A 24,449-nucleotide genomic window follows, 5' to 3' on the forward strand; every position below is an offset into this window, starting at 1 on the left:
CCAGTACCTAAAGCCAGTGGTCCGTTGCGCCCGTGATTTCAAATCCCCTCGAAGATCCGTTTTATTACCTGAAGAACTTCCAGCATGTGCTCGACTGGATCGCCGCCCGTTATGACGATCTGTTAAGTGTCGAGGAGCAGCGCTTTATCGCAGGTTTTGCCCTGCTGCCCGGCCCCTCCCAAGCGTTGTGGGTACGCATGGTGATGCGCAAGGGAGCTCACTTCAGGGCCAGCAAGCTCAACTATCCGGAAATCGGCGAAGTTTCACTGGCAGCAGTGCCCCTGGTGGCGGGGGGATGGCTGGACGATCAGGCGCCTCTGGCCCTGGCCGAGGTGTTTGACGTGTTGCAAAAGCCGGAAATCCTGGTGCGCTTCAGTGCACATATTGCCCGGCCCAAGGCCAGGAAATCAGAGTGGCTGGATGAGTTGTCTGCCGATTTCACCCAGCAACAGAGCCTGGGCCAGTGGCATCCGGCCCTGGTCGACACCCTTTACACCCTGAACCACAGGGCGCTGTGCGATCGTTTGCGGCTCATGTTTTTCGGCAATCTCAGCCAGGGCTGGCCAGATCTGGTATTGGCTGACCTGGGGCTGTTCACCTACGAAAAAGTCGATTTCAGCCATGAGTCACGGGCGCTGCGTTGCCGCGCCGATATTGAAGGCTATCTACACCTGTATGCCTGCCGCGAACGATTTGAAGTCAGTGGTGATGTGGACGAGGTGCTGCAACCGGTACTCGACTATCAAGTGGATAACCGCTGGCTGCAGCGACGGCGCGGGCGTTTGCTGTTTCAGATCGGTCAGCATCTGGAGCGCACGGAAGACTTGAACCGGGCGCTGCAGGTTTACCAGCAAAGCCAGCACCCCGAAGCGCGACAGCGCGGCATTCGCGTGCTTGAGCGTCAGGGGCACTATGAGCAGGCGCTGAGCCTGGCAGACGTCGCACTGCAGGCCCCCCTGACCGACGCGGAACACCAACATCTGCTGCGCATTATCCCGCGCTTGCGGCGCAAGCTCGGGTTGGCGGCGCTTGCGGTTGTCAGGCCCAAAGCCCCCGACCGGCTTGATCTGACCCTGCCACGGGACGACGCCACGTGCGTTGAACTCAGTGTTGTTGCGCATCTGCAGACCCCTGAGGCTCCCGTGCATTACGTGGAAAACACCTTGATCAACGGGCTGTTCGGTTTGCTGTGCTGGCCGGCGATTTTTGCGCCCCTGCCGGGCGCGTTTTTTCACCCGTATCAGAGTGGCCCGGCGGATTTGCTGGAGGATGACTTCTACCAGCAGCGGGCTGACCTCTTTGAGGATTGCCTCGCGCAACTGGATGACGGGCGTTACCTGGCCACCATCCGTGCCGCCTATGCGACCAAGTTCGGGATACAGACGTCCTTTATCGCCTGGAATTACCTGAGCCAGGACCTGCTCGAAGACGCGTTGCGGTGCTTGCCCCCCGCGCATTTGAAGCTGTGGTTTCGGCGTCTGTTGCTGGATATCAAGGCCAACCGCACCGGCATGCCTGACTTGATCCAGTTTTTTGTGGCGCAAAATACCTACCGCATGATCGAGGTCAAAGGCCCCGGTGATCGCCTGCAGGATAACCAGCTGCGCTGGCTGGCCTTTTGCGAGGAGCACGGGGTGCCGGTGACCGTGTGCTACGTGCAATGGCAGGAGCCCCAGGCGTGAGCTATCGCGTTGCAGTGCGTGCCCTGTGCGAGTTCACGGCCAAGGTCGGCGATCTGGACTTGCGCTTCACGCCCTCACCCACGGCGCAGCAGGGGATTGCCGGTCACCGAACGGTGGCCTCGCGGCGCAGTGCGTTGTATCAGCCGGAGTTGAGCCTTGAGGGGCAGTTCGGGGCGTTGACCGTACGTGGCCGGGCTGACGGCTATGACCCCGTGGCCAATGTGCTGGAAGAGGTGAAAACCCATCGCGGCGATTTTGCCGCCATAGCGGCCAATCACCGCCAACTGCACTGGGCACAAGCCCGCGTCTACGGCTGGTTGTTGTGCCAAAGCCTGCAATTGCCGCAGGTCAATCTGGCGCTGGTGTATTTCGACATTGTCAGCGAAAAGGAAACACGTCTTCAGGAGTGTTGGTCGGCAGCCGATCTGCAGCAATTTTTCGAGCAGCAGTGCGGGTTGTTCCTGGCCTGGGCTGAGCAGGAAATGGGCCATCGAGAGGCCCGGGACAAGGGTGCCCGCAACCTGGCCTTTCCCCATGAGCAGTTTCGCACCGGGCAACGGGCACTGGCCGAGGCGGTGTACAAGACCGCCAGTACCGGGCGCTGCCTGATGGCCCAGGCGCCGACCGGGATTGGCAAAACCATAGGCACCCTGTTTCCGCTGCTCAAGGCCATGCCTGGCCAGCAACTCGACAAACTGTTGTTTCTGACCGCCAAGACCCCGGGGCGCAAGCTGGCCCTCGATGCGGCGCAAGTGCTCTATCCCAAGGGGCAGAATGTACCGTTGCGGGTACTGGAACTGGTCGCACGGGACAAGGCCTGCGAATACCCCGAGAACGCCTGCAATGGCGATTCCTGCCCTCTGGCCAGGGGGTTTTATGATCGCTTGCCCGCTGCGCGCCTGGAGGCGGTCGCCCAGTCCTCCCTCGACCAGCAGACCTTGCGCAGCGTCGCGCTGGCCCATGAGGTATGCCCTTACTACTTGAACCAGGAAATGGCCCGTTGGGCTGATGTGGTCGTTGCGGACTATAACTATTACTTCGATTTCAGTGCATTGCTGTATGGCCTGGCCCAGGCCAATCAGTGGCGGGTCGCGACGCTGGTAGACGAAGCCCACAATCTGGTGGAACGCGCGCGGCAGATGTACAGCGCAAGTCTGGACCAGCAGACCTTGAACAGCGTGCGTCACTCGGCCCCGGCCGCCCTCGATAAACCCTTCAAGCGCCTTAACCGGGAATGGAATGCGCTGCACAAGGAACAGGTGGGGGCTTATCAGGTGTACCCCAAGCTTCCGGAAAAATGGCTGGCCGCCTTGTCGGCCTGTATCACCGCCATCGGCGACTACCTGAACGATCACCCGCAAGGGTTGAGCGGCAACCTGCAGGGCTTTTACTTTGAAGCCCTGCAGTTCAATCGGGTGGCCGAACTGTTCGACGGGCACTTTCTGTTCGATGTCAGCCTGCGTGCAGACGGCAAGCGGCGTGTGTCGCAGCTCAACCTGCGCAACATCGTGCCCGCAGGTTTTATCGGACCGCGCCTGGCGAGTGCACAGAGCAATGTGCTGTTTTCGGCCACCCTGAGCCCGCAGGCCTATTACGCCAACCTGCTGGGGCTGGCGGCTGACACGGTGTGGATGGATGTCGAATCGCCGTTCCAGGCAGAGCAACTGAACGTGCATGTTGTCAGCCAGATATCGACCCGGTTTGTTCATCGCCAGGCTTCGCTGGAACCGATTGTGGAACTGATCGCCCGTCAGTTCGAGCAGCGCCCGGGCAACTACCTGGCGTTTTTCAGCAGCTTCGACTATCTGCAGCAGGTTGCCCAATTGCTCGCAGAGCGCCATCCCCACGTTACCCAGTGGTCCCAGGGGCGGCGCATGGATGAAGCGGCGCGCCAGGGGTTCCTCGATCAGTTCACCCTGTCGGGTCAGGGGGTGGGTTTTGCCGTGCTGGGTGGAGCCTTTGGCGAGGGTATCGATTTGCCCGGCGCCCGGTTGATCGGCGCTTTTGTTGCGACCCTGGGGCTGGCACAGTTCAATCCCGTCAATGAACAGATCAAGCAGCGGATGGCGGCGCTGTTTGGCGCCGGTTATGACTACACCTACCTGTACCCCGGCGTGCAGAAAGTGGTGCAGGCTGCCGGGCGGGTAATCCGTACCCAGAGCGATCAGGGCACGCTGTTTCTGATTGATGACCGTTTTGCCGAGCCCAAGGTACAGCAACTTTTGCCACGCTGGTGGCAATTGGGTTGATGGCCTGACGTTATGGCAAACTGCCGGGGTTGTGGCGCATGAAGCGCCTTACTTGACCCCGGAGTTCCCCCTTATGAGCATCAAACGTTTCGGTACCGGCGCTGTAGGCGCAGGCGGTCAGCCTTTGCCTTTCGCCCGCGCTGTAGAGGCTGATGGCTGGCTGCACGTGTCCGGCCAGGTTGCCATGGAAAACGGTGAAATCATTAACGGCGGGATTGTCGAGCAGACCCATAAAACCATGCAAAACCTGGTCGCCATCCTCGAAGAAGCCGGCTATGGCCTCGAAGATGTGGTCCGCGCGGGCGTATGGCTGCAGGACCCGCGGGACTTCTGGAGTTTCAACAAGGTGTTCGCGTCGTACTTCAAAAGCGAACATGCACCGGCACGTGCCTGTGTGCAGGCCATGATGATGGTCGATTGCAAGGTCGAGATCGATTGCATCGCCTATAAAGCCAAGCGCTGAAACTTGAGGAGTTGAGTGTGTCGAATACGTCGAACAATCAGCCGATTCTCAAAGGCGCAGCCCGCCCCGGCGATCACCTGGTTCATGACGTGAGCCTGCCCGCACTGGTGATTCACCGTGACGCGCTGGAGCACAACATTCGCTGGATGCAGGACTTTGTCACCCGCAGCGGCGCGGTGTTGGCACCCCACGGCAAAACCAGCATGGCCCCGGCGCTGTTTCGTCGCCAGCTGGAGCAGGGCGCCTGGGGGTTGACCCTGGCCACTGCGGTACAAACCTGTACGGCTTATGCCGGGGGTGTACGTCGAGTACTGATGGCCAACCAGTTGGTGGGCCGGGCCAACATGGCGTTGATTGCCGACTTGCAGACCGACCCGGCATTCGAATTTCACTGCATGGTCGACCATCCGGACAACGTTGCGGCCCTGGGCGCTTACTTTGCCGAACGTGGGCAGCGCTTGAACGTGATGATTGAATACGGCGTGGCAGGCGGGCGTTGCGGTTGCCGCACCGAACAGCAAGTCATGGAACTGGCGGCGGCGATCAAGCTGCAGCCATCGTTGGCCCTGACCGGCATCGAAGGCTATGAAGGGATCATTCACGGAGAACAGGCCGTCAGCGGGATTCGCGAGTTTGCGGCTTCACTGGTGCGTCTTGCCCTGCGATTGCAGGCCGACGGTGCATTTGCCCTGGAACAACCGATCATTACCGCCTCGGGCTCGGCCTGGTATGACCTGATTGCTGAAGGCTTCGAGGCCGAGGCGGCTGGCGGGCGTTTTCTCAGTGTGCTGCGCCCGGGCAGTTACGTGGTTCACGACCACGGCATCTACAAGGATGCTCAGTGCTGCGTACTGGATCGACGTCAGGACTTGCACGAAGGCTTGCGCCCGGCGCTGGAAGTCTGGGCTCACGTGCAATCGCTGCCCGAACCGGGGTTTGCGGTGATTGCACTGGGCAAGCGTGACGTGGCGTTTGATGCGGGCTTGCCGCTGCCGTTAAAGCGATATCGCGAAGGTGTGATACCGGCGGTGGGCGATGATGTCAGCGGGTGCAAGGTCACGGCGGTGATGGACCAGCATGCCTTTATGACCGTTGCCGAGGGGTCGCAGTTGCGCGTTGGCGACATCATCAGCTTTGGCACCTCCCATCCTTGCCTGACTTTTGACAAGTGGCGCACGGGTTGTGTGGTCGATGAGCGGTTCAATGTGCTTGAGCGCTTTGCCATAGAGTTTTAACCCGTGGGAGCGGGCTTGCTCGCGATGGCATCGCCCGGGTCTTGGCGTCAGACCGCGTTACCAGCATCGCAGGCAAGCCAGCTTGTGTCTTCAAGGTCTCTTAAACTCAGAAGGGTGAGAGCAGTGGATGGCAGACTGAAAGCCAGCGGTGCTTAAAGCACGAGTGGGAGCCAAGTCGCCATCCACCTCTCACTCTGACCAGAAGCCCGAACAGTTGCATGAGCGGCAAACTCGAAATCACAAGCTAGGGATAGGTCAGAGTGCTCTCACTTCTTGAGTGTAAGAGGACTTGGCGATGATTTCCTACTACGTTGGTCTCGATGTTTCGAAAGCGACTGTGGATGTGGGGTTTCTTCCTGCAAATTACCCACAGTTTCAGGTCAGTAATGACCTTGAGGGCTTCACTCGGCTGATCACATGCCTGAACGAGCTTGAGGTGGGGCGGATCTTGCTTGAAGCCACCGGCGGCTATGAAAGGGCATTGCTCAGAGCCTTGCGGTTGGAGGGTTTGAATGTCTTTCGCGTCAATCCCAAACGCGCTCGCGACTATGCGAGAGCTATGGGCAAGATAGCTAAAACCGATAAGATCGATGCTCAGATGCTGGCGAAGTTTGCGAGAGATTTCGAGGACTTGCCGCATGTTGAACCGAATAAGGATCGGGATGAGCTGGGCGAATTGCTCAAGCTGCGAGGCAGCTTGGTCAAGAGCCGAGACAGCGACAAGCGCCGGATGAAGCAAACCACATGCGCTAGAGCCATATCCACTTACACCGATCACATCGCTTACCTGGAGGGCCAGATCAAGTCATTGGGTAAGGAGATTGAAGATGCCTCGACCGTGCTGGATCAGGAGAAAGCCAGGCGACTGAGGTCGGTGAAAGGGATCGGAGCCATCACCTGCGGAACGCTCATGGCATTTCTTCCTGAGCTCGGAACCGTGTCGGGACGCAAGATTGCGGCTTTGGCAGGGTTAGCGCCCTACAACAACGATAGTGGCAAGAAGAGCGGCCCCCGATCAATCGAGGGCGGGCGCTATACAGTGCGTGGCGCAACCTATATGTCGACCTGGTCAATGGTTCAGCACGATCCGCAAGTCAAAGCCGAATATGAGGCTCTGCGAGCGCGAGGCAAGCTTGCGAAGGTCGCTGTTGTGGCATGCATGCGTAAGCTATTGATTCGTCTTAACGCAATGCTGCGAGATGGCACGGGTTGGAGGGAGAAGAAATCTCAGGCCCCGCATTTTGATAACAAATGAGGGGCACTTTACTGAAGCGAGGGCTTCGCCAGTAATACCGCTACGCGGTATCGCTGGCGAAGCCATGTCCGAAAGGATTATTTGAAAATAAATCCTCAATGACAGTTGCTCCCACAGGTTCTGTGATGTCCATGACTACAAGATCAAGGTGGGAGCGGGCTTGCTCGCGATGGCATCGCCCCGGCCTTGCCGTCAGACCACGTCACCAGCATCGCAGGCAAGCCAGCTTCCACACGATAAATTCAGTCGCGGTAGAACACTTGCACAAGGTGGTAGCCGAACTTGCTTTTGATCGGGCCGTGTACCACCCGCAGCGGCTTCTTGAAGATGATCTGGTCGATAACGCCCACCATCTGCCCAGGCCGCACTTCCCCCAGATCGCCGCCACGTTTGCCCGACGGACAGGTCGAGAATTTTTTCGCCAGCACATCGAAGGCTTCGCCCTTGGCGATGCGTTGCTTGAGCGATTCGGCTTCTTCGGCGGTCTTCACCAGGATATGGCGGGCTTGAGCTTTCATGGGATCTTTACCTTGGAACAGTAGGGCATAGTGCGCGGGCGCGGATTATGCCTGAGTTTTCGCTTCGGGGCTGTGGTAGCGCGGCAGGTACAGGCACACCCGGGTGCCGCAACCGCTCTGGCTGCTGATGCTGACATGCCCGCCAGACTGCTGGGCAAACCCGTAAATCATCGACAACCCCAGCCCCGTGCCCTGGCCCACGGGCTTGGTGGTGAAAAAGGGGTCAAAGGCCTTGGCAAGGGTTTGCGGGGTCATGCCCGTGCCGTCGTCACTCACCTCAAGCATCACGTAATCCCCTGAGCTGACCGCTTCCAGGGTGCTGAGATCACTGGCGTCAAGATAGTGGTTGGCTGTTTTGATCACCAGGGTGCCACCTTCAGGCATCGCATCCCGGGCGTTGATCATCAGATTGAGCAGGGCGCTTTCAAGTTGGCCAGTGTCGGTGTTGATCGGCCATATGTTCGGACCCAGCTCCAGGATCAGATCGATGTGCGCGCCCGTGGCGTTACTGAACAGCGCCTGCAACGAACTCACCAGCTGATTGGGGTCCAGGGGCTTGCGGTCCAGGGACTGACGGCGCGAAAACGTCAGCAGGCGATTGGTCAGTGCGGCTGCCCGTTGTGCGGAAGACACGGCGGCATCGGCAAAACGCTCTACTTCGTCGATACGGCCAGCCGCGATATAGCGCTTCATTAAATCCAGGCTGGCAATAATCCCGGTCAGCATATTGTTGAAGTCGTGGGCGATACCGCCGGTCAACTGGCCCACGGCTTCCATTTTTTGCCCATGGCGCAGGGCTTCCTCGGCGCGAGCGCGTTCCTGTATCTCGCGCTGCAACTGCAGGTTGGCCTCGGCCAGCGCCCGGGTACGTTCGGCCACGCGTTCCTCAAGGGTCTCGTTAAGCTCCAGCAATGCCTGTTCGGTGGCACTGGCCTGCAAGCGTTGGTAGCGCCTTGAACTCTTGGTTGCCATGGTAAGTCCTGGAGTAAATCACTCAATAAGTCTATTGGATGCCGGATAGCGGCTCAATGCTATCGACGTTGCTGCAAGCCGCGTCCCTGACACTGCGACTAAGGTCCAATGAGGCTCAGGCTAAGCCTTTCGTACAATTGCGCCCCTTTTTTTCGATTGAATGTGCCCACGTGATAGTCCGTGTGCCTTCGATCGCTTTCATCCTGCCTTGATTGGCTGCTGGAGCTTGTAGATGGTTGTTCCTTTAACAGTGTTGGCGCAGTGCCGGGTATCACGCTTGGGTGCGCTGGCAGTGTGTGCCGGTTTTGCCGCACAGTCACAAGCCGGCGGTTTCATCGAAGACAGCAGCGCCAAACTGGAAGCGCGCACGGTGTATTTCAATCGTGACTTTCGCGATGGCAGCAGCTCAAATCCCCAGGGCGCTTCCAAGCGTGATGAAACGGCTCAAGGTTTTATCCTCAACCTGCAATCGGGTTATACCGAAGGCACCGTCGGTTTTGGCCTCGATGCGCTGGGCATGCTGGGTCTGAAACTGGACTCCAGCCCTGCCGACAGCAACAGCGGCCTGCTACCTTCGACCGGCAATGATCCGCGTCGTTCCAAGGATCAATACGCCAAGTTGGGGCTGACGGCCAAGATGCGCGTGTCACAGACCGTACTCAAGTATGGTGCGCTGCTGCCTGACCTGCCGCTGCTCAAGTACAACGATGGCCGACTGCTGCCCACCCAGTTCAACGGTGCCATGCTGGTTTCCCAGGAAATCAGGGACCTCAAGTTCACGGCCTCGCGCCTTGATCGCTATACCGCCCGTGATTCCACCGATTCCCAGGACCTGCGCCTGAACTGCAAGAACAAGCGTTATGCCTGCAATGTCACCGCCGATCACTTCACTCTGTACGGGTTGGACTACAAGGTTAACGATCGCCTGACCGCGCAATATCACTACGCGGAGCTGCAAGACATCTACCGCCAGCAATTTGTCGGTGTGCTCGCCAGCCAGCCGATGGGGCCGGGCGTGCTCTCAGCCGATGTGCGCTTGCTCAAGAGTGATGACGCGGGTTCTGCCAAGGCCTCGACCATCGACAACCGCGCCCTGGGCGCCATGCTCGGTTACTCGGTGGGCGGGCATAAGGTCAGTGCAGGCTGGCAGCGCATGAACGGCGACACGTCGATGCCGTATCTGGATGGCAGCAACCCGTATCTGGTCAACTACCTGCAGGTCAACGATTTTGCCAATGCCCAGGAGCGCTCCTGGCAGTTGCGTTATGACTATGACTTCAAGGCCATCGGCATTGACGGTTTGTCGTTCCTGACGCGCTATGTGAATGGCGACCACATCAAAGTGGTTGGCAGCACCGAAGAAGGCAAGGAGTGGGAGCGTGATAGCGAGCTGAAGTACATCGTGCAGAGCGGCACGTTCAAGGACGTCAGCCTGCGCTTGCGAAATGCGACCTACCGGACCAACTACGCCCAGTTCGCCCGTGACGTGGATGAAACCCGCCTGATCGTCAGCTATAACCTGTCGATCTGGTGACGCGCGGGTGTTACGGATTTTTGTGGGAGCGGGCAGGCCCGGATCCCACAGGTAGTGCGGGTCAATAAATCAGAACAACTGCGCGCGATAGGGTAAATCCGGGCCGGTTTTGCTGCAGGTGAGGGCGGCGGCGCGGCTGGCGAAGTCGAGCAGGGTGTCGAGTTGGGTGGCACTCAACTGCTGCAGACCCTCGATGGAGTCCAGCCCATGCTCGGTCAACCAGGCGATCACTGCCGCCTGAAAGGTATCGCCCGCGCCTACGGTGTCCGCAACGTCTACGCGGGTGGCCGCCGCCGTGCGCAGGCCATGCTCGCGGCTCCAGACACTGGCGCCCTGGCTGCCACGGGTCAAAAACACCAGTTGGCAGCGATGGCTCAACCATGACCGGGCTATCTCTTGCGGGTCTTGCCCCGGGTACAGCAGCTCCAGGTCTTCATCACTGACTTTGATCACATCGGCATAGGGGATCAGTTCATTGATGCGCTGACGCCATACTTCAATATCCGGTTCAGGGTTCAGTCGCACATTCGGGTCGAGGCTGATCAGCCGCCGCCCGCTTTCGCGTTTGACCAGTGCCAGCAAGGTATCGGCAACCGGTTGCACCACCAATGAAAAAGACCCGACATGCAGCCCGCGTACTTCAGGGCCCAACTGGGGCAAATGACGGGTGTGCAATTGCCGGTCGGCGCAGCCTTCGCCGCGAAAGCTGTAGGCAGGGGAGCCGTTGGCATCCAGCGCGACCATGGCCAGGGTGGTAGGGGCGTCCATCCTGATCAGGAACTGGTCACTGACGCCTTCGTCCAGCAGGACTTGCTTCAGGCGCTGGCCCAGATAGTCCGTCGACAATCCGGCAAACAGTGCGGTGTCGATGCCCAGGCGACGCAGGCCCACGGCCACGTTGAACGGCGACCCCCCGGCAATGGCCTTGAACTCGACTTTGTTCGCTTGTGCGCAGCTTTGCGCTTGCGCGAAAAAATCAAACAGTGCTTCTCCGCATATCACATACATAACGTTTACTCGGTTAAGGCCGCGACCTGTTGTCGGTAGCGTAGATAGAAGTGTTCATAGGCTTGCACATTCGTTGCAACGGGGCGGGTTTCGCCCGCCTGGTCGAGGCGCACGCAACGCTGACACAGCTGTGCCAGCGTTTGACGACCAGCACCCACACACCAGGCGGCCTGAATTGCCGCGCCCAGGGCGCCAGCTTCGCTTTGTTCGGTGCAGACCACCGGGGTGTTCATGATGTCGGCGACGATCTGGCGCCACAACGGGCTTTTCGAACCGCCGCCCACCAGTCGTATGGTGCGGCTTTGCATCCCGTTCTTGCGCAGCAGGTCCAGGCCGTAGCGCAGGCCATAGGTGGTGCCTTCGATGGCGGCCCTGCACAGATTGGCCTGGGTCATGTTGGCCAGGGTAAGGCCCTGGAAACTGCCGCTGGCATCGGGCAGGGCGGGCACCCGTTCACCATTGAGAAAGGGCAGCAGGCTGACCCCTTCAGTGCCAATCGGTGCCTGGCTGGCCAGTTGATTGAAGGCCTCCAGGGGCAGCCCGAACAATGTCCGTACGGCGCCTGTGACATTGGTCAGGTTGAGGGTGCAGATCAAGGGGAGCCAGCCGCCGCTTGACGAGCAGAAGCTGGCCACCGACGAGTCGGGGCTGATCTGGGGCTGCGGATCAAAGGCATACACCGTGCCTGATGAACCCAGGCTCATGGTGATAATCCCCGGTTCAATATTGCCCGTGCCTATGGCGCCGAGCATGTTGTCGCCACCACCGCTGGACACCACGGCATCGGGGTTGAGCCCCAGCAGCCTGGCAATCTCTGGACGCAGGCAACCGACCGGCTGGTGAGACTCGATCAATTCAGGCAGCGCCTGTTCAAGACGGCGATCCGGGTCGATATGGCGCAGGATATCGAGGTCCCACTGGCGGCTGCGCACATTGAAATAACCGGTGCCCGAGGCATCGCCGTATTCGCTGCAACAGCGGCCGGTGAGCCAGTAATTGAGGTAGTCATGGGGCAACAGGATATGGGCAATCTGCGCAAATACCCGGGGATGATGGATTTTGGTCCATAGCAGTTTTGAAACGGTGTAGCCCGGTGCAATAACCAGCCCCAACTGCTGCATTGAACCGGCTTCGCCCCCCAGCCATTCCAGTAACTGGCGGTTTTCGGGAGCCGACTCGGTGTCGCACCAGAGCTTGGCCGGACGTAAAACATGCCCGTTCTTGTCCAGCAGCACCAGCCCGTGCTGCTGGCCGCTGACGCCAATGCCCTGAATCTGCTGGCCGCTGACACCGGCCTGGCTCAGTGCTTGTTGCGTGGCACACGTCAGTGCCTGCAACCACTGCTCGGTGTCTTGCTCTCGGCGTCCGTGCTCACCCTGGATCAACGTATGGGGCGCAGTGCCCAACCCCAGTACCTGGCCGCTGTGGCTGTCGAGGATCAGCGCTTTGGTGCCCTGTGTACCGCAGTCGATGCCCAGGAATAAGGTGCGAGTGTTCATGCAGAACCTGTTTTGGGTCATGTCAAAAAACCACCCCCGCCTCGGGGAAAGGGGGTGGGGTGAGGGCTGTTCAAAGATGCAGCAGTTTCTCCAGCGTCCCGCTCACGCCCGCTTCACGCAAGTTGTTCAGACACCACTCAAAGGCAGCCACAAACTCGGCCGACTGGGCGATGGCAGTGCCAAAAATCTCTTCCACTCCCAACAGCCGCTGCACGATCAGCGCATCCTCCGCGACCAAAGCCTGGCAAAACACGCCTCGTGGGTCGGGAATGTCATAGGTTTGCCCGTTCTCGTCCACACCCTTGAGGTACAGCGCCCAGGCAGCCACCACCAGCGCCGCACGCTTAAGCTGCGCGCCATCGCTGATCAGGCGATTGATGGTTGGAATGGTGAATTTGGGAAACTTCGACGAACCGTCAGAACACACGCGCTCCAACTGGTCGGCAATGGCCTGGTTGGAAAAACGCTGGACCAGGGTGTCTTTGTAAACCGCAAGGTCGATGCCTGGCACCGGTGCCAGCTGCGGCGTCACGTCCAGGTCCATGTAGGCGCGCATGTAGGCTACGAACAAGGGGTCATTCATGGTCTCGTGGACAAAGCGATAGCCCTTGAGAAACCCCAGGTAGGTCAGCGCCAGGTGACTGCCGTTGAGCAGTTTGATTTTCATCTCTTCATAGGGCGTGACGTCATCCGTGAGCTGTACACCCACGGTTTCCCATGCCGGACGGCCATCGGTGAACTTGTCTTCCAGCACCCACTGGATAAATGGTTCGCACACCACTGGCCAGGCATCTTCGATCCCCAACTGGTCCTGCAGTTGCTGGCGATGGGCATCGCTGGTCATGGGGGTAATGCGGTCCACCATTGCATTGGGAAAGCTGACATGGGCGGCGATCCAGTCATGCAAATTCATATCGCTCAGCGCGGCGAAGGCCAGCAGCGCCTTGCGTGCCACCGCGCCGTTGTGGGGCAGGTTATCGCAGGACATGACAGTAAACGCCCGGGTGCCGTTGGCCCTGCGTTGGGCGAGGGCGGCACAGAGCACGCCAAATACCGTTGTCGGCGCCTCGGGGTGGGCCAGGTCGTGCTGGATGGGCGCCAGCGCAGCCATGAACTCGCCGCTGCTGTCGTCAATGCAATAACCGCCTTCAGTGATGGTCAGTGAAACGATACGAATCGCCGGGCTGGCGAGTTTGTCGATCAGCGCCTGAATGCCATCTTCAGCCAGCAGCATGTCACTGATGGAGCCAATGATCCGGCTCTGGTTATCGTCGCCATCCCCCAGTTCGAAGAGGGTATAGAGGTAGTCCTGACTGGCCAGATCGTCGCGCACCTTGCGGTCCTCGGCGCGCAGGCCAATGCCGCAAATGCTCCAGTCAAGATCACGGCCCTGGCTCATCAGGGCATCGGTGTAATACGCCTGATGGGCGCGATGAAAGCCGCCCACCCCGATATGTGCAATGCCATGTTGGGTATGGCTTGCAAGATAGGCGGGCTTGGCCACTTTGTCGGTGAGGTTATCGAGATTCAGGCGATTAAGTTTCATGGTGCTATCTCAAAAAAGGTCGTCAGCGTCAGGCCGCAGCGCGCAATGGGCGGGTGAGGGCCAGCCCGTCAGCATCGAACAGATGGCAATGCTCACTGTCCAGGTGCAGGTTCAATTGCTCGCCGTACTGGCTGGCCATATCGCCCCGGATACGCATGGTCAGTGGTTCGCCGCAGGCGGTTATTACGTGGCAGTAGGTGTCGCTCCCCAAGCGTTCGCCAACATCGGCCGTGACGCTGAGGGCGCATTCGCCGGGTTTGGCGAGGTTCAGGTGCTCGGGGCGGATGCCCAGAGTGACGGGGCTGCCCAGGCTCAGCGAGGCGCCGCTCAGGGGCAATTGAATACGGGTGCCGGCGTCCAGTTCGACTTCACAGCCCTGGCTATCGAGGCGAGTGATTCTGCCTTTCAAAAAGCCCATTTTCGGTGTGCCCAGGAACCCGGCGACAAACAGGTTGGCCGGCTGGTGATACAGATCCAGTGGCGAGCCAACCTGCTCGATTTTACCGGCATTGAGCACCACCACTTTGTCGGCCAGGGTCATGGCTTCGACCTGATCGTGGGTCACGTAAATCATCGTGGCTTGCAATTCCTGGTGCAAACGCGCCAGTTCCAGGCGCATCTGTACCCGCAGGGCGGCATCGAGGTTGGACAGTGGTTCGTCGAACAGGAATATTTTCGGGTTACGCACAATCGCCCTTCCTATGGCCACGCGCTGACGCTGGCCGCCGGACAAGTGTTTGGGTTTGCGCTCCAGCAACGGCGCAAGCTCAAGGATCCGTGCCGCTTCGCTGACTTTCTTCTCGACTTCAGCCTTGGGTACGCCCGCCAGATCGAGGGCGAAGGACATATTTTTGCGCACACTCATGTGCGGATACAGGGCGTAGGTCTGGAACACCATCGCCAGATCGCGCTTGGCCGGGCTGACCTGGGTGATATCACGACCGTCCAGCTCGATAGTGCCGTCAGTCACTTCCTCGAGCCCGGCAATCAGGCGCAGCAACGTTGATTTACCGCACCCCGATGGCCCGACGAATACCACGAATTCGCGGTCGTGCACTTCAAGGTCGATGCCCTTGATGATGGAGAAGCCTTCGAAACCCTTTTGCAGATTCTTGATTTTCAGGTTGGCCATGATGGGCCTCCAGTCATTGTTGTTATTTAACCGCGCCAAAAGACAAGCCGCGTACCAGTTGCTTCTGGCTGATCCAGCCGAAAATCAGGATGGGTGCGCAGGCCAGCGTCGACACCGCTGACAACTTGGCCCAGAACAGGCCTTCGGGGCTTGAGTAGGACGCGATTAGCGCGGTCAGTGGCGCCGCACTGGACGAAGTCAGGTTCAGCGACCAGAAGGCCTCGTTCCAGCACAGGATCAACGACAACAGCAGGGTTGAGGCCAGACCGCCCTTGCTGATGGGCAGCAGCACACGAACCACCTCTTGCCACAGGGTGGCACCGTCAAGGCGGGCGGCTTCGAGGATGTCCTTGGGGATGTCCTTGAAGTAGGTGTAAATCATCCACACCACAATCGGCAGGTTGATCAGGGTGTAGATGATGATCAGCGCCGTGCGGGTATCGAGCAGGCCGAAGGTCTTGGCCAACAGGTAGATCGGCATCAATACGCCCACGGGTGGCAGCATTTTGGTGGAGAGCATCCACAGCAGCGTGCCTTTGGTGCGCCTGGTTTCGTAGAACGCCATCGAATAGGCCGCCGGAATCGCGATCAGCATGCACAGGGCGGTGGCGGTGAACGAGATGACGACCGAGTTCCAGGCAAAGTGGAAGTAACCGCTGCGATCCTCGATGTGCAGGTAGTTTTCCAGGGTCGGGGTAAAGATGAACTGTGGCGGCGTGGCAAATGCATCCAGCTCGGTTTTAAAGCTGGTCAGCACCATCCAGAAGATCGGAAAGAAGATCAGGATGGCGATGGCCCAGGCCAGGGTGCCGAGCAGCAGGCTTTGCAGGCGGCGGGATTGTTGAAGAGTCATCACTGGGCCCTCACGGCTTGTCAGTCAGGTTTTTGCCGAGCATGCGCACCAGAATGATGGCCGCGATATTGGCGATGACGACGGCGATCAAGCCTCCGGCCGAGGCCATGCCCACATCGAATTGCACCAGCGCCTGGTTGTAGATCAGGTACGCCAGGTTGGTCGACGCATAGCCCGGACCACCGTTGGTGGTGGTAAAGATCTCGGCGAAGACCGACAGCAGAAAGATGGTTTCAATCATCACCACCACGGCAATGGCGCGCGCCAGATGGGGCAGGGTCAGGTGCCAGAAAATTGCAATCGGCCCGGCGCCATCCAGGCGTGCGGCTTCTTTTTGTTCCTGATCCAGAGACTGCATGGCGGTCATGAGAATCAGGATTGCGAAGGGCAGCCACTGCCACGACACAATGATGATGATCGACAGCAACGGGTAGTGCGCCAGCCAGTCGACGGGTTGCGCGCCGAACAGCTTCCACACGGCGGCCAGCACCCCGGACACCGGATGGAAAATCAGGTTTTTCCAGATCAGCGCACCCACCGTGGGCATGATGAAGAACGGTGAGATCAGCAGCACCCGAACGATGCCGCGACCCATGAATTCGCTGGCTTCAAGCAGGGCGCTGATCAATACGCCGAGCACCACGCTGATCAGCAGCACGCTGCCTACCAGCAACAGGGTATTGGACGCTCCGGGCAAGAAGCCGGAATCGGTGAGGAAATAAGTGAAGTTCTCCAGCCCCACAAACTGGTTTTCGCCGGGGTAGAGCAGGTTGTAGCGGATCAGAGAAAAATACAGGGTCATGCCCAGTGGCACGATCATCCACAGCAGCAAAAGCGCCACTGAAGGCGTGACCAGAAACCAGCCGGGGTTGAGCAGGCGTGATTTTCGCGCTGGCTGTGACATTTCCAGCGATGAGACAGCACTCGAAGTTGTCATGTTAAGTCCCTGATGAAACGAGTAATTCTGTAGTCGATGCCTAAGGCTGCGACAAGGTCCGCAGGCTCTTCAATAAGCCAGGTACGCTGGGCGCGCCTTCGGCAGTGACTACAGGTAAGCGGGCGTTTTTTGTTTACTTGGGATAACCCGCCCGTTTCATTTCACGCTCGGTAGTTTGCTGGGCGGCTGCCAGCGCTTGATCCACTGTGGTCTGGCCAATCAGGGCGGCACTGAACAGCTTGCCAACCTGGGTGCCCACCGCCTGGAACTCGGGGATGGTCACCAGTTGAATGCCCACATAGGGCACGGGCTTGAGCGTAGGGTCGTTGGGGTTGGCGACTTTCAGGGAGTCGAGGGTGACTTTGGCAAATGGTGCAGCCTTGAGGTAGGCATCGCTGTACGTCGACGCACGGGTGCCCGGCGGTACATTGGCGATGCCGTCTTTCTCGGCAACCAGCGCGCCATATTCCCTGGAGGTGGCCCAGGTGCTGAAGGTTTTGGCGGCGTCCTTGGCTTTGGAACTGGTGGGGATCGCCAGCGCCCAGGAGTAGAGCCAGGCACTGCCTTTGTCGGTGACCGCCTGGGGGGCGAAGGTGAAGCCGACGTGATCGGCCACTTTGCTCTGGCTGCTGTCGGTGACAAACGAACCGGCGACACTGGCATCGACCCAGATTGCACATTTGCCGCTGTTGAACAGCGCCAGGTTTTCGTTGAAGCCGTTGCTGGTAGCGCCCGGTGGGCCTGAAGCCTTCATGGTATTGACGTAAAAGTCGAGGGCGTTCTTCCACTCGGGGCCGGTGAACTCAGGTTGCCACTGTTCGTTGAACCAGCGCGCTCCGTAGGCGTTGGCGATGGTGCTGATCAATGCCATGTTTTCGCCCCAGCCCGCTTTACCGCGCAAGCAAATCCCGTACTGCTCCTGGTCCGGTTTGTTCAGGGTTTTGGCGAACCCGGCGATCTGCTCCCAGGTAGGGTGCTCGGGCATGGTCAAGCCCGCGTCCTTGAACAGATCGGTGCGGTAATAGGTCATCGAGCTTTCGGCATAGAACGGCAGGGCGTAGAGGGTGCCCTTGACTGACAAACCGTCACGTACCGAGGGGAATACATCATCGATGGCGTAGGTGGCTGGCAGGTCGGTCATGGGTTCAAGCCAGCCTTTGGCTCCCCAGAGTGCGGCTTCGTACATGCCGATGGTCAGCACGTCGAACTGGCCACCCTGGGTGGCAATGTCCGTGGTCAAGCGTTGGCGCAAGACGTTCTCCTCCAGCACCACCCATTTGAGCTTGATGTCGGGGTGCTCGCTCTCGAAGGTTTTCGCCAGCTTTTGCATGCGGATCATGTCGCTGTTGTTGACCGTGGCGATGGTCAGGGTTTGCGCGCCCAGGCTGTAGCCGCTGAGGGTCATGCACGTAGCGACACATAACGCTTTGACAGGAATATTCATTGAGCACTCCACTTCATCGGCCTCACGGCGCCAGAAGGACGGTTATTGTTTTTATAGCGGCTCGCATGGAGCAAGCGCCTGGGCGGATTACAGCCCTCAATCACCGTTGTGACAAATCACTGGCAACACTCAAACCGATACTATTTTGCACTGCGCAGGCGTTCACTCAGTCCCGGCTGGTTTTGCTCGGTCAAACGCTGCACTGCCAGACGCCGGTAGTGTGATGGAGTCATGCCTTTTAGCTGCTGAAACCGGCGGTTGAAGTTGGAAATGTTGTTGAAGCCAGATTCAAAACACACGTCGGTGACGGGCTTTTCGCCATCGGCGAGTAATTCACAGGACTTGCTGATACGCAGGCGATTGACGAACTCGATAAAGCAGCGCCCGGTGGCCTGCTTGAATACCCGGGAAAAGTAGGTGGGCTTCATGCCCATGTACTCGGCGACTTCTTCGAGGGACAGTTCACGGGCGTAGTGGCTGAAGATGTAGTCCACGGCCCGGTTGGTACGGTCGATGGTCTGCTCGTCGGCCGGTTGTCCGGTGGTCACCCCGGATAACAGCTGATAGTCATCACACTCAGCCAGCAGTTCCAGCAGGATCAGAAAGTGCCCCAGACGGGTCACGCCCGTAGCGCTGGCTATGCTCTGCATCAGGTCCATGGCTTTGCGGATTGTGGATGTGCAGCGAAACTCGATGCCGTAGTGGGCGCGTTCCAGCATCGGGGTCAGGGTTTTAAGCTCGGTAAAGATCGATGCGGCGTTTTCGAGCAGCTCATCGGTGAAGTTCACCAGCATGTCGCGGGTGGCCACCACTTCTCCTGCGGCCACCTGGCTGATCCAGTTATGGGGCAGGTTGGGGCCGGTGAGGAACAATGTCTCAGGGTGAAAGTTGCCAATGTAGTCGCCGACAAACACCTTGCCGCTGCTGGCCACAATCAGGTGCAGTTCGTATTCCTTGTGAAAATGCCAGCGTACCAAGGGGCTGGGAAAACCATGCTGGCGATAAATAATCGACAGGCCATTGTGGTCGTCCATCAATTCATACGACGGGTCTGTAGCTCTGGCGAGTCGAGTCATGGGCGGGCTGCTCAATGTACGTGTTGAGCGGATGATGACGTCTTCTCATACTTCCTGCCAGCAACAGACCCTGGACCAAGGATCAAACGCAATGAAGACACTGTTATTGATAGGCATGGGCGCCGGTGATCCGGAGCACATCACCGTGCAGGCAATCAATGGGTTAAACCGGGTCGACGTGTTCTTTGTTCTGGACAAGGGCCAGGCCACTGACGATCTGGTGCGCCTGCGTCTGGAAATCTGCGAGCGCTACATTCGCGAGCCGCGTTACCGGGTGGTTCAGGTCAGCGACCCGAAACGCGACAGTGCAACGACTTCTTACACCCAAGGCGTTGAGCATTGGCACGAGCAACGGGCGTTGCTGTTTGCGCGGCTGATTGACAACGAACTGGCCGACGGCGAATGCGGGGCGTTTTTGCTCTGGGGCGAGCCAGGTCTGTATGACAGCACCTTGCGCATCCTGGATCGGGTGCGGGCCAACGGTTGCACCGATTTTGACTACCAGGTGATTCCCGGCATCAGCAGCGTGCAAGCGCTGGCAGCCCGCCATCGCATTCCCCTGAATGATATCGGCCAGCCGATTCGGATCACGACGGGCAGGCGGTTGACGGCTCAAGACCTGGACAACGTGTTGGTCATGCTGGATGCCCACTGCGCCTTCGAGGCGTTTGTCGATGAAAACGTCGATATCTATTGGGGGGCTTATATAGGAACGGCGAACGAGATCCTGATTGCCGGAAAGCTGAGCGAGGTGTGCGAGCAGATCAAGGGAGCCCGTAGCGCGGCCAGGGCGCGCATGGGCTGGGTGATGGACACGTATTTATTGCGCAGGCGGGCTGATTGAGCGTTTAGGGTGTTGATAGTAGATATATCCAATTCCTAAACGTTTTTAGGAAAAGTCCTACGTATGCGTTCTGACGCAAGTCGTTAGTGTTCGATGCTTGCCTCCCGACCAACGCCAGGACTTTTCCATGAAGAAAAAACTACGCGCCTTACTGTTTAATCGACAACTGCCAGGGCTTTCACTGTTGATGTTTCTGGCGTTGCTGATGTCCGGCGCGGTCACAGCCACTGTCCGCTATCCCTATTCAAATGGCACTTTTGCGGTCGACCCGGCGACCCTCGAAATCACTTTGCTGCGTGCTGGCAAGCCTGGGCGGGTGCTTAGTGGTCCCGGTTTCAGCCCGGACAGCCTGGTCAGTGAGCAGACTGCAGAAGGCTGGAACGTCACCGACGGGGAGCAGCGGTTCAGCATCCGCATCAATGTGGTCAAGGACGCGTTGCGCGTTTCGATCCAGGCGCGCCAGCCAGTCAGCTTGCGTTGGCCACGCCTGCAAAGCGATATCCAGGCGTATGCCATTCCTTTTGGCGAGGGCAGTTACATTCCAGCCAATGACCCGAAATGGCTCGAGTGGCTGGTCAAGCGATACACCGGCGACCCGCTGGTCGGTGCGTTGAGCATGCCGTTCTTCACTCAATTGCATCAGGACCTGTCAGTCACCTGGAGGGTCGAAACCCCGTTCGATACCCAGTTTGACGTCAAGCAGGTCAATCAGGTCCCGGTACCGCAGCTGGTGCATACCTTCAACCGGCTGGCTCCTGACGCGCCGTTTGTGGTGAGCATCGCGGCGGGCCCGGCCGACCCGCTGTACGGTGCCGGCTTGTACCGCCAATGGCTCAAGGATAACGGCCAGTTCCGCGCATTGACCGATAAAATCAGGGAGATTCCGCAAACGGCCCGGTTGGGCGGCGCTCCGCATATTTATGTGTGGGACGCCGGGCCGCTGAAGGTAACGGACATCCTGAACTGGCCAAGTTTTGTCACGGCCTTCGACAAAGCTCGGGGCACACCGGGGCATTTGGCGGCCAGGCTGTGGGCGGGGTTCGATCAACCCACTCGTGCAATGTTTGATTTGGCCTTGTCGAGCACCTTGTCACGGACCTCCGAGATTTCAGCGTACAACCGGTTGACGCTAGTGCGGGCACTCAACCAGGGGCTTCGCCAGATCGTCACGGTGCCCCCGCAGGAACCTTTGGCTGGCGGGCATGATCCGGCCGCCGAAGTGCAGTGGGGCAAGCTGGTCAAAACCCGGTTGGCCAACGCCTTTGGAGACTATTTGGCCCCGCCCGAGCGTTGGGGCGGCGGATTGTCGCTGGATACGGTCAACGCCCTCGAAAAGGCTGGCCTGAAACACGCATGGCTGGGCGCCAAAGATTGGCTGGATGCCTTCTGGCACCCGCAGGCCGTGGCCAAGGCCAAGGCGGCTGGATATCTGGTCGCGGTGTATGACAACTATGCTGATGCCCATCCACTTTCAGAACCGCAAACCTGGGCGGCCGCACAAATGGGTGACGAACTGGCCAATGCCGGCCAGCGCGACGTCAACGGCAAGGTCCATGAGGGCTTCAACGGCATAGGTGTGTTTGCCAATGCCGTAGCGGCGCAAGACTATGCCCGCCAACGCATGGCTGCCGTATCCGCTGCCGGAGGCCTCAACAGCTATTTTCTTGATGTGGATGCCGCAGGCACGGCACCGGCGGACTACACCCAAGGCCGAGAAACCAGTGAGCGCGAGAATGCGCGGATGCTCAGTCAACGCCTGGATTACCCTTCGAGAACACTGGGGCTGGTGACCGGCAGCGAAGGCGGAGTGTCCACGTTTGCTCCCAATATTGCCTACAGTCACGGCATTGCCACGCAACCTTTCGACTGGACTGATCCGGACATGAGCCGCAATGAGGCGTCGCCATTCTTTGTGGGCCAATACTGGCCACCGGAAACGCCAACGCTTTTTTTCAAGACCGTGCCGCTCAAGCCGCAGCTGGCACTATTGGTGCGTTCTTACCGCTATCGCTTGCCGCTGTACCAGCGGGTCTTGCACGACAGTCTGGTGAGTACCCATCACTGGGCGTATCCCTCGTTGAAGTTTTCCAACGAGCAACAGAACACCGCGCTCCTGCAACTGCTGTACATGACTCCGCCGATGTATCACCTCAACGCGGCAGTGCTTAAGCGCGACATGCCCTTTATCGGCGCCTACAACGCGGTGTTTGCTCCCCTGCACCAGCGCCTCTTTACCCAGGCATTGGTGGGCTTCGAGGTGCTGGCCGATGATCGCAGCCTGCAGCGCACCGTGTTCGAAGATGGCACCCGGATCACGGTGAACTTCAATCCCGATAAACCCCAGACCGAGGGCGCCATGACGTTCCCGCCTGTATCGGCAACCGTACAGATCCCGGGTATGGCGGCTTATGTCATCGATATGGCCGATCTCTTCAAAACAACGCGGCCATTTGAGCATTGATCAGAGCGGGCGATTCTTGGCCTCGATCCACTGCGACATGTATTGGGTACTTTTGTGCTGGTGATGACGCAGCATGGCACCGGTGAAGTTGTTGCGCCGGTGCTGCTCAAGTTCTGCGCGGCACGCCTGGATGCGCTCGACCAGTGCCGGGCCGTGGACGCCTTGCAGGTAGCGCGCTTCAAGCAGGGCCAGGCCATTGCGCTGGGCCTGATGCCAGGCTTCGGGATTTTGGTACAGCTCGACCGCTGCCGCCGCAATCCCGCGGGCACTGCGCTCGATGGCACCGGCCCACGGCAGGTCACCGTGCATGCCTTCGGCGCCCACCGGCGTAGTCACGTTGGGGGTGCCGCAGAGCATGGCATCGGCAATCTTGCCTTTGATGCCTGCGCCAAAACGCAGGGGAGCCATGCAAATACGCGCATTGCTCATCACTTCAAGGGCATCTTCAGCCCAGTTGAGGACATGAAAACCCTGTGCCGGGTTATGCAGTGCAGTGGCCTTGGGCGGCGTGTAGGCGCCGTACACATGCAGTTGTGCAGTGGGCAGTTGCTGACGGATCAAGGGCCAGATATGGGTCTTCATCCATAGCACGGCATCCCAGTTCGGGGCGTGGCGAAAATTGCCGATGCTCAGAAAATGCTGACGCTGTTCATAGGGCACGAACGCCTCAGGCACGCTGTCGACCATCAGCGGGCACCAATGCAGCAGGGCCTTGGGCACGTGGAACTGCTCGACCAGCAGATCGATCTCGTATTCTGAAATCATCAGGTTCAGGTCACTGCGATAAATCGCGGCGATCTCCCGTTGTGCCAGGTCGGCGTCGGCCATCTGTTCAAAGGTTTCGCGCTGGGCCGGGGCGAACAGGCTGCTGAAATCGTCCTGCTCGGTGTCGTGCTTGAGACGTGCCTTGAGTTGCTGCTGACGGGCGTCGCGCAGGCTTTGCAGGTCGGAGGTTTCCAGTACGCGCAAGGCTTGCGGGCAATGCTTCTCGACGCGCCAGCCGAATTGCTCTTCCATCATGAAACGGTCAAACAGCACGATATCCGGTGCCAGTTCGGTGATGAAGGCATCGAAGCTGCTGTTATTGAGCTCGATGGTGACTTCATCAATACCCAGGGCAGCGAGGTCGGCCTTGTGTTCACCAATCCCGGCCGGGCTGCTGAAGGTGATCTGCCAGCCTTGCTGCAGAAAACTCTCGATGATTTGCATCATGTGCCCGCCTGCCGCCGAAGAGCGCGGTTCGGGCCACACGTAACCAATGATCAGGACGCGGGTCGGGCAGGTGGCAGGCATGGGCAGATCCTTGAAGCAGGGCGGCTGAAAAAAGGCGGCAATTAGAACACAACTGCGGCGTAAATCCTCTGTGGGCACTGGCTTGCCCGGGATACAGGCAAGCCAGTGTGCCTGGTCACAAAAAGCCAGGCCGCATCAATGCAGTCGCCTCCCCGGACGCACCTGTGCATTGACCTGTTACAAAGCACTGCGTAGCCTTGCGTGTTCGAGGTTCTTCGCAGCGCGAAGCTAAGAAGGGAACGCGGTATGCCGCGGCTGCCCCCGCAACTGTAAACGGTCATTGATCTTGCAAAGCCACTGCCCAGCAGGCGGGAAGGCGCAAGGTAGGTATCAGCCGTAAGCCAGGAGACCTGCCTCGTGACAGATTCTTACTTCAACCGGGCGGGGTGATCCGGTGGCGAAGACTGACCGCGCACTGCCTGCGGTCGTCGTCCCGTATGCCCGCCGC

Annotated in this window: 18 protein-coding genes, 1 pseudogene and 1 riboswitch; of the genes and pseudogenes, 8 read left to right on the forward strand and 11 right to left on the reverse strand. The window is 59.2% G+C overall.

What is annotated here, in order from left to right; all coding sequences use genetic code 11:
- Positions 1–32: 32 nt before the first annotated feature.
- The 5 genes from V6P94_RS14755 (at position 33) to V6P94_RS14775 (ending at position 6,884) form a co-directional block, all read left to right on the forward strand.
- A complete protein-coding gene (locus V6P94_RS14755) occupies positions 33–1,682 on the forward strand; it encodes a VRR-NUC domain-containing protein (RefSeq protein ID WP_326397937.1) in 1,650 nt (549 codons plus the stop codon).
- Positions 1,679–3,931 carry an ATP-dependent DNA helicase gene (locus V6P94_RS14760; protein WP_133076791.1) on the forward strand — a complete coding sequence of 751 codons (2,253 nt, stop codon included), beginning with the start codon at positions 1,679–1,681 and terminating at the stop codon, positions 3,929–3,931. Before V6P94_RS14755 ends, V6P94_RS14760 begins: the two co-directional genes overlap by 4 nt.
- Before the next feature lie 73 nt (positions 3,932–4,004).
- Positions 4,005–4,394: a RidA family protein gene (locus V6P94_RS14765; protein ID WP_133076790.1), complete on the forward strand. Its 390-nt coding sequence runs from the start codon at positions 4,005–4,007 to the stop codon at positions 4,392–4,394.
- A 17-nt stretch (positions 4,395–4,411) separates the two neighbouring features.
- Positions 4,412–5,629 (forward strand): alanine racemase, encoded by a 1,218-nt coding sequence (locus V6P94_RS14770; RefSeq protein ID WP_133076789.1) that lies wholly within the window; start codon positions 4,412–4,414, stop codon positions 5,627–5,629.
- A gap of 295 nt (positions 5,630–5,924) precedes the next feature.
- The gene (locus V6P94_RS14775; protein WP_326397315.1) at positions 5,925–6,884 is read left to right on the forward strand and encodes a transposase; all 960 of its coding nucleotides are present in this window, start codon (positions 5,925–5,927) and stop codon (positions 6,882–6,884) included.
- A 242-nt stretch (positions 6,885–7,126) separates the two neighbouring features.
- On the opposite strand, the gene V6P94_RS14780 is transcribed toward V6P94_RS14775, so the two are convergent.
- Both V6P94_RS14780 and V6P94_RS14785 read right to left on the reverse strand, forming a co-directional pair.
- Positions 7,127–7,423, reverse strand: coding sequence for a peptidylprolyl isomerase (locus V6P94_RS14780; RefSeq protein WP_257622952.1), 297 nt, complete (start codon positions 7,421–7,423; stop codon positions 7,127–7,129).
- A gap of 51 nt (positions 7,424–7,474) precedes the next feature.
- Positions 7,475–8,326: pseudogene (locus V6P94_RS14785) on the reverse strand (sensor histidine kinase); the annotation flags it as partial.
- A gap of 280 nt (positions 8,327–8,606) precedes the next feature.
- On the opposite strand from V6P94_RS14785, the gene V6P94_RS14790 reads away from it, so the two are divergent.
- A complete protein-coding gene (locus V6P94_RS14790; RefSeq protein ID WP_133079574.1) occupies positions 8,607–9,908 on the forward strand; it encodes an OprD family porin in 1,302 nt (433 codons plus the stop codon).
- Between the two features lie 69 nt (positions 9,909–9,977).
- On the opposite strand, the gene V6P94_RS14795 is transcribed toward V6P94_RS14790, so the two are convergent.
- The 8 genes from V6P94_RS14795 to V6P94_RS14830 form a co-directional block, all read right to left on the reverse strand.
- Positions 9,978–10,916, reverse strand: a complete 939-nt coding sequence (locus tag V6P94_RS14795; protein WP_326397935.1) for a carbohydrate kinase — start codon at positions 10,914–10,916, stop codon at positions 9,978–9,980.
- A 5-nt stretch (positions 10,917–10,921) separates the two neighbouring features.
- Positions 10,922–12,415, reverse strand: a complete 1,494-nt coding sequence (gene xylB, locus V6P94_RS14800; RefSeq protein ID WP_133079576.1) for a xylulokinase — start codon at positions 12,413–12,415, stop codon at positions 10,922–10,924.
- A 70-nt stretch (positions 12,416–12,485) separates the two neighbouring features.
- Positions 12,486–13,961, reverse strand: coding sequence for a mannitol dehydrogenase family protein (locus tag V6P94_RS14805; RefSeq protein ID WP_133079577.1), 1,476 nt, complete (start codon positions 13,959–13,961; stop codon positions 12,486–12,488).
- A gap of 28 nt (positions 13,962–13,989) precedes the next feature.
- On the reverse strand, positions 13,990–15,093 hold the full coding sequence (locus V6P94_RS14810; protein WP_326397934.1) for a sn-glycerol-3-phosphate ABC transporter ATP-binding protein UgpC: 1,104 nt from the start codon (positions 15,091–15,093) through the stop codon (positions 13,990–13,992).
- A 22-nt stretch (positions 15,094–15,115) separates the two neighbouring features.
- A complete protein-coding gene (locus tag V6P94_RS14815; RefSeq protein ID WP_133079578.1) occupies positions 15,116–15,949 on the reverse strand; it encodes an ABC transporter permease subunit in 834 nt (277 codons plus the stop codon).
- A 7-nt stretch (positions 15,950–15,956) separates the two neighbouring features.
- The gene (locus V6P94_RS14820) at positions 15,957–16,883 is read right to left on the reverse strand and encodes a sugar ABC transporter permease (RefSeq protein WP_338647328.1); all 927 of its coding nucleotides are present in this window, start codon (positions 16,881–16,883) and stop codon (positions 15,957–15,959) included.
- 133 nt (positions 16,884–17,016) lie between these two features.
- On the reverse strand, positions 17,017–18,288 hold the full coding sequence (locus V6P94_RS14825; protein ID WP_405046752.1) for an ABC transporter substrate-binding protein: 1,272 nt from the start codon (positions 18,286–18,288) through the stop codon (positions 17,017–17,019).
- 179 nt (positions 18,289–18,467) lie between these two features.
- On the reverse strand, positions 18,468–19,403 hold the full coding sequence (locus tag V6P94_RS14830) for a helix-turn-helix domain-containing protein (protein ID WP_133079581.1): 936 nt from the start codon (positions 19,401–19,403) through the stop codon (positions 18,468–18,470).
- A 91-nt stretch (positions 19,404–19,494) separates the two neighbouring features.
- On the opposite strand from V6P94_RS14830, the gene cobF reads away from it, so the two are divergent.
- On the forward strand, positions 19,495–20,247 hold the full coding sequence (gene cobF / locus V6P94_RS14835; protein ID WP_338647330.1) for a precorrin-6A synthase (deacetylating): 753 nt from the start codon (positions 19,495–19,497) through the stop codon (positions 20,245–20,247).
- Positions 20,248–20,374: 127 nt separating this feature from the next.
- Complete coding sequence (locus V6P94_RS14840) at positions 20,375–22,708, forward strand: glycoside hydrolase (protein ID WP_133079583.1); 2,334 nt, start codon at positions 20,375–20,377, stop codon at positions 22,706–22,708.
- Here the strand turns inward: V6P94_RS14840 and V6P94_RS14845 are convergent, their stop codons facing one another.
- Positions 22,709–24,001 carry a glycosyltransferase gene (locus V6P94_RS14845; protein ID WP_326397929.1) on the reverse strand — a complete coding sequence of 431 codons (1,293 nt, stop codon included), beginning with the start codon at positions 23,999–24,001 and terminating at the stop codon, positions 22,709–22,711. It abuts the gene before it with no gap.
- A 191-nt stretch (positions 24,002–24,192) separates the two neighbouring features.
- Positions 24,193–24,374, forward strand: a riboswitch (cobalamin riboswitch).
- Positions 24,375–24,449: the final 75 nt, after the last annotated feature.

Origin of the sequence: Pseudomonas sp. ML2-2023-3 (genome assembly GCF_037055275.1) — a bacterium.
Classification (GTDB): domain Bacteria; phylum Pseudomonadota; class Gammaproteobacteria; order Pseudomonadales; family Pseudomonadaceae; genus Aquipseudomonas.

Bases quoted from the DNA above. Each gene is read 5' to 3' on its own strand.
- V6P94_RS14765 (WP_133076790.1), top strand. From the start codon at position 4,005: ATGAGCATCAAACGTTTCGGTACCGGCGCTGTAGGCGCAGGCGGTCAG.
- V6P94_RS14840 (WP_133079583.1), top strand. From the start codon at position 20,375: ATGAAGAAAAAACTACGCGCCTTACTGTTTAATCGACAACTGCCAGGG.
- V6P94_RS14825 (WP_405046752.1), bottom strand. From the start codon at position 18,288: ATGACCCTCAGCGGCTACAGCCTGGGCGCGCAAACCCTGACCATCGCC.
- xylB (WP_133079576.1), bottom strand. From the start codon at position 12,415: ATGAACACTCGCACCTTATTCCTGGGCATCGACTGCGGTACACAGGGC.
- V6P94_RS14805 (WP_133079577.1), bottom strand. From the start codon at position 13,961: ATGAAACTTAATCGCCTGAATCTCGATAACCTCACCGACAAAGTGGCC.
- V6P94_RS14795 (WP_326397935.1), bottom strand. From the start codon at position 10,916: ATGTATGTGATATGCGGAGAAGCACTGTTTGATTTTTTCGCGCAAGCG.
- V6P94_RS14790 (WP_133079574.1), top strand. From the start codon at position 8,607: ATGGTTGTTCCTTTAACAGTGTTGGCGCAGTGCCGGGTATCACGCTTG.
- V6P94_RS14845 (WP_326397929.1), bottom strand. From the start codon at position 24,001: ATGCCTGCCACCTGCCCGACCCGCGTCCTGATCATTGGTTACGTGTGG.
- V6P94_RS14810 (WP_326397934.1), bottom strand. From the start codon at position 15,093: ATGGCCAACCTGAAAATCAAGAATCTGCAAAAGGGTTTCGAAGGCTTC.
- cobF (WP_338647330.1), top strand. From the start codon at position 19,495: ATGAAGACACTGTTATTGATAGGCATGGGCGCCGGTGATCCGGAGCAC.
- V6P94_RS14820 (WP_338647328.1), bottom strand. From the start codon at position 16,883: ATGACAACTTCGAGTGCTGTCTCATCGCTGGAAATGTCACAGCCAGCG.
- V6P94_RS14830 (WP_133079581.1), bottom strand. From the start codon at position 19,403: ATGACTCGACTCGCCAGAGCTACAGACCCGTCGTATGAATTGATGGAC.
- V6P94_RS14775 (WP_326397315.1), top strand. From the start codon at position 5,925: ATGATTTCCTACTACGTTGGTCTCGATGTTTCGAAAGCGACTGTGGAT.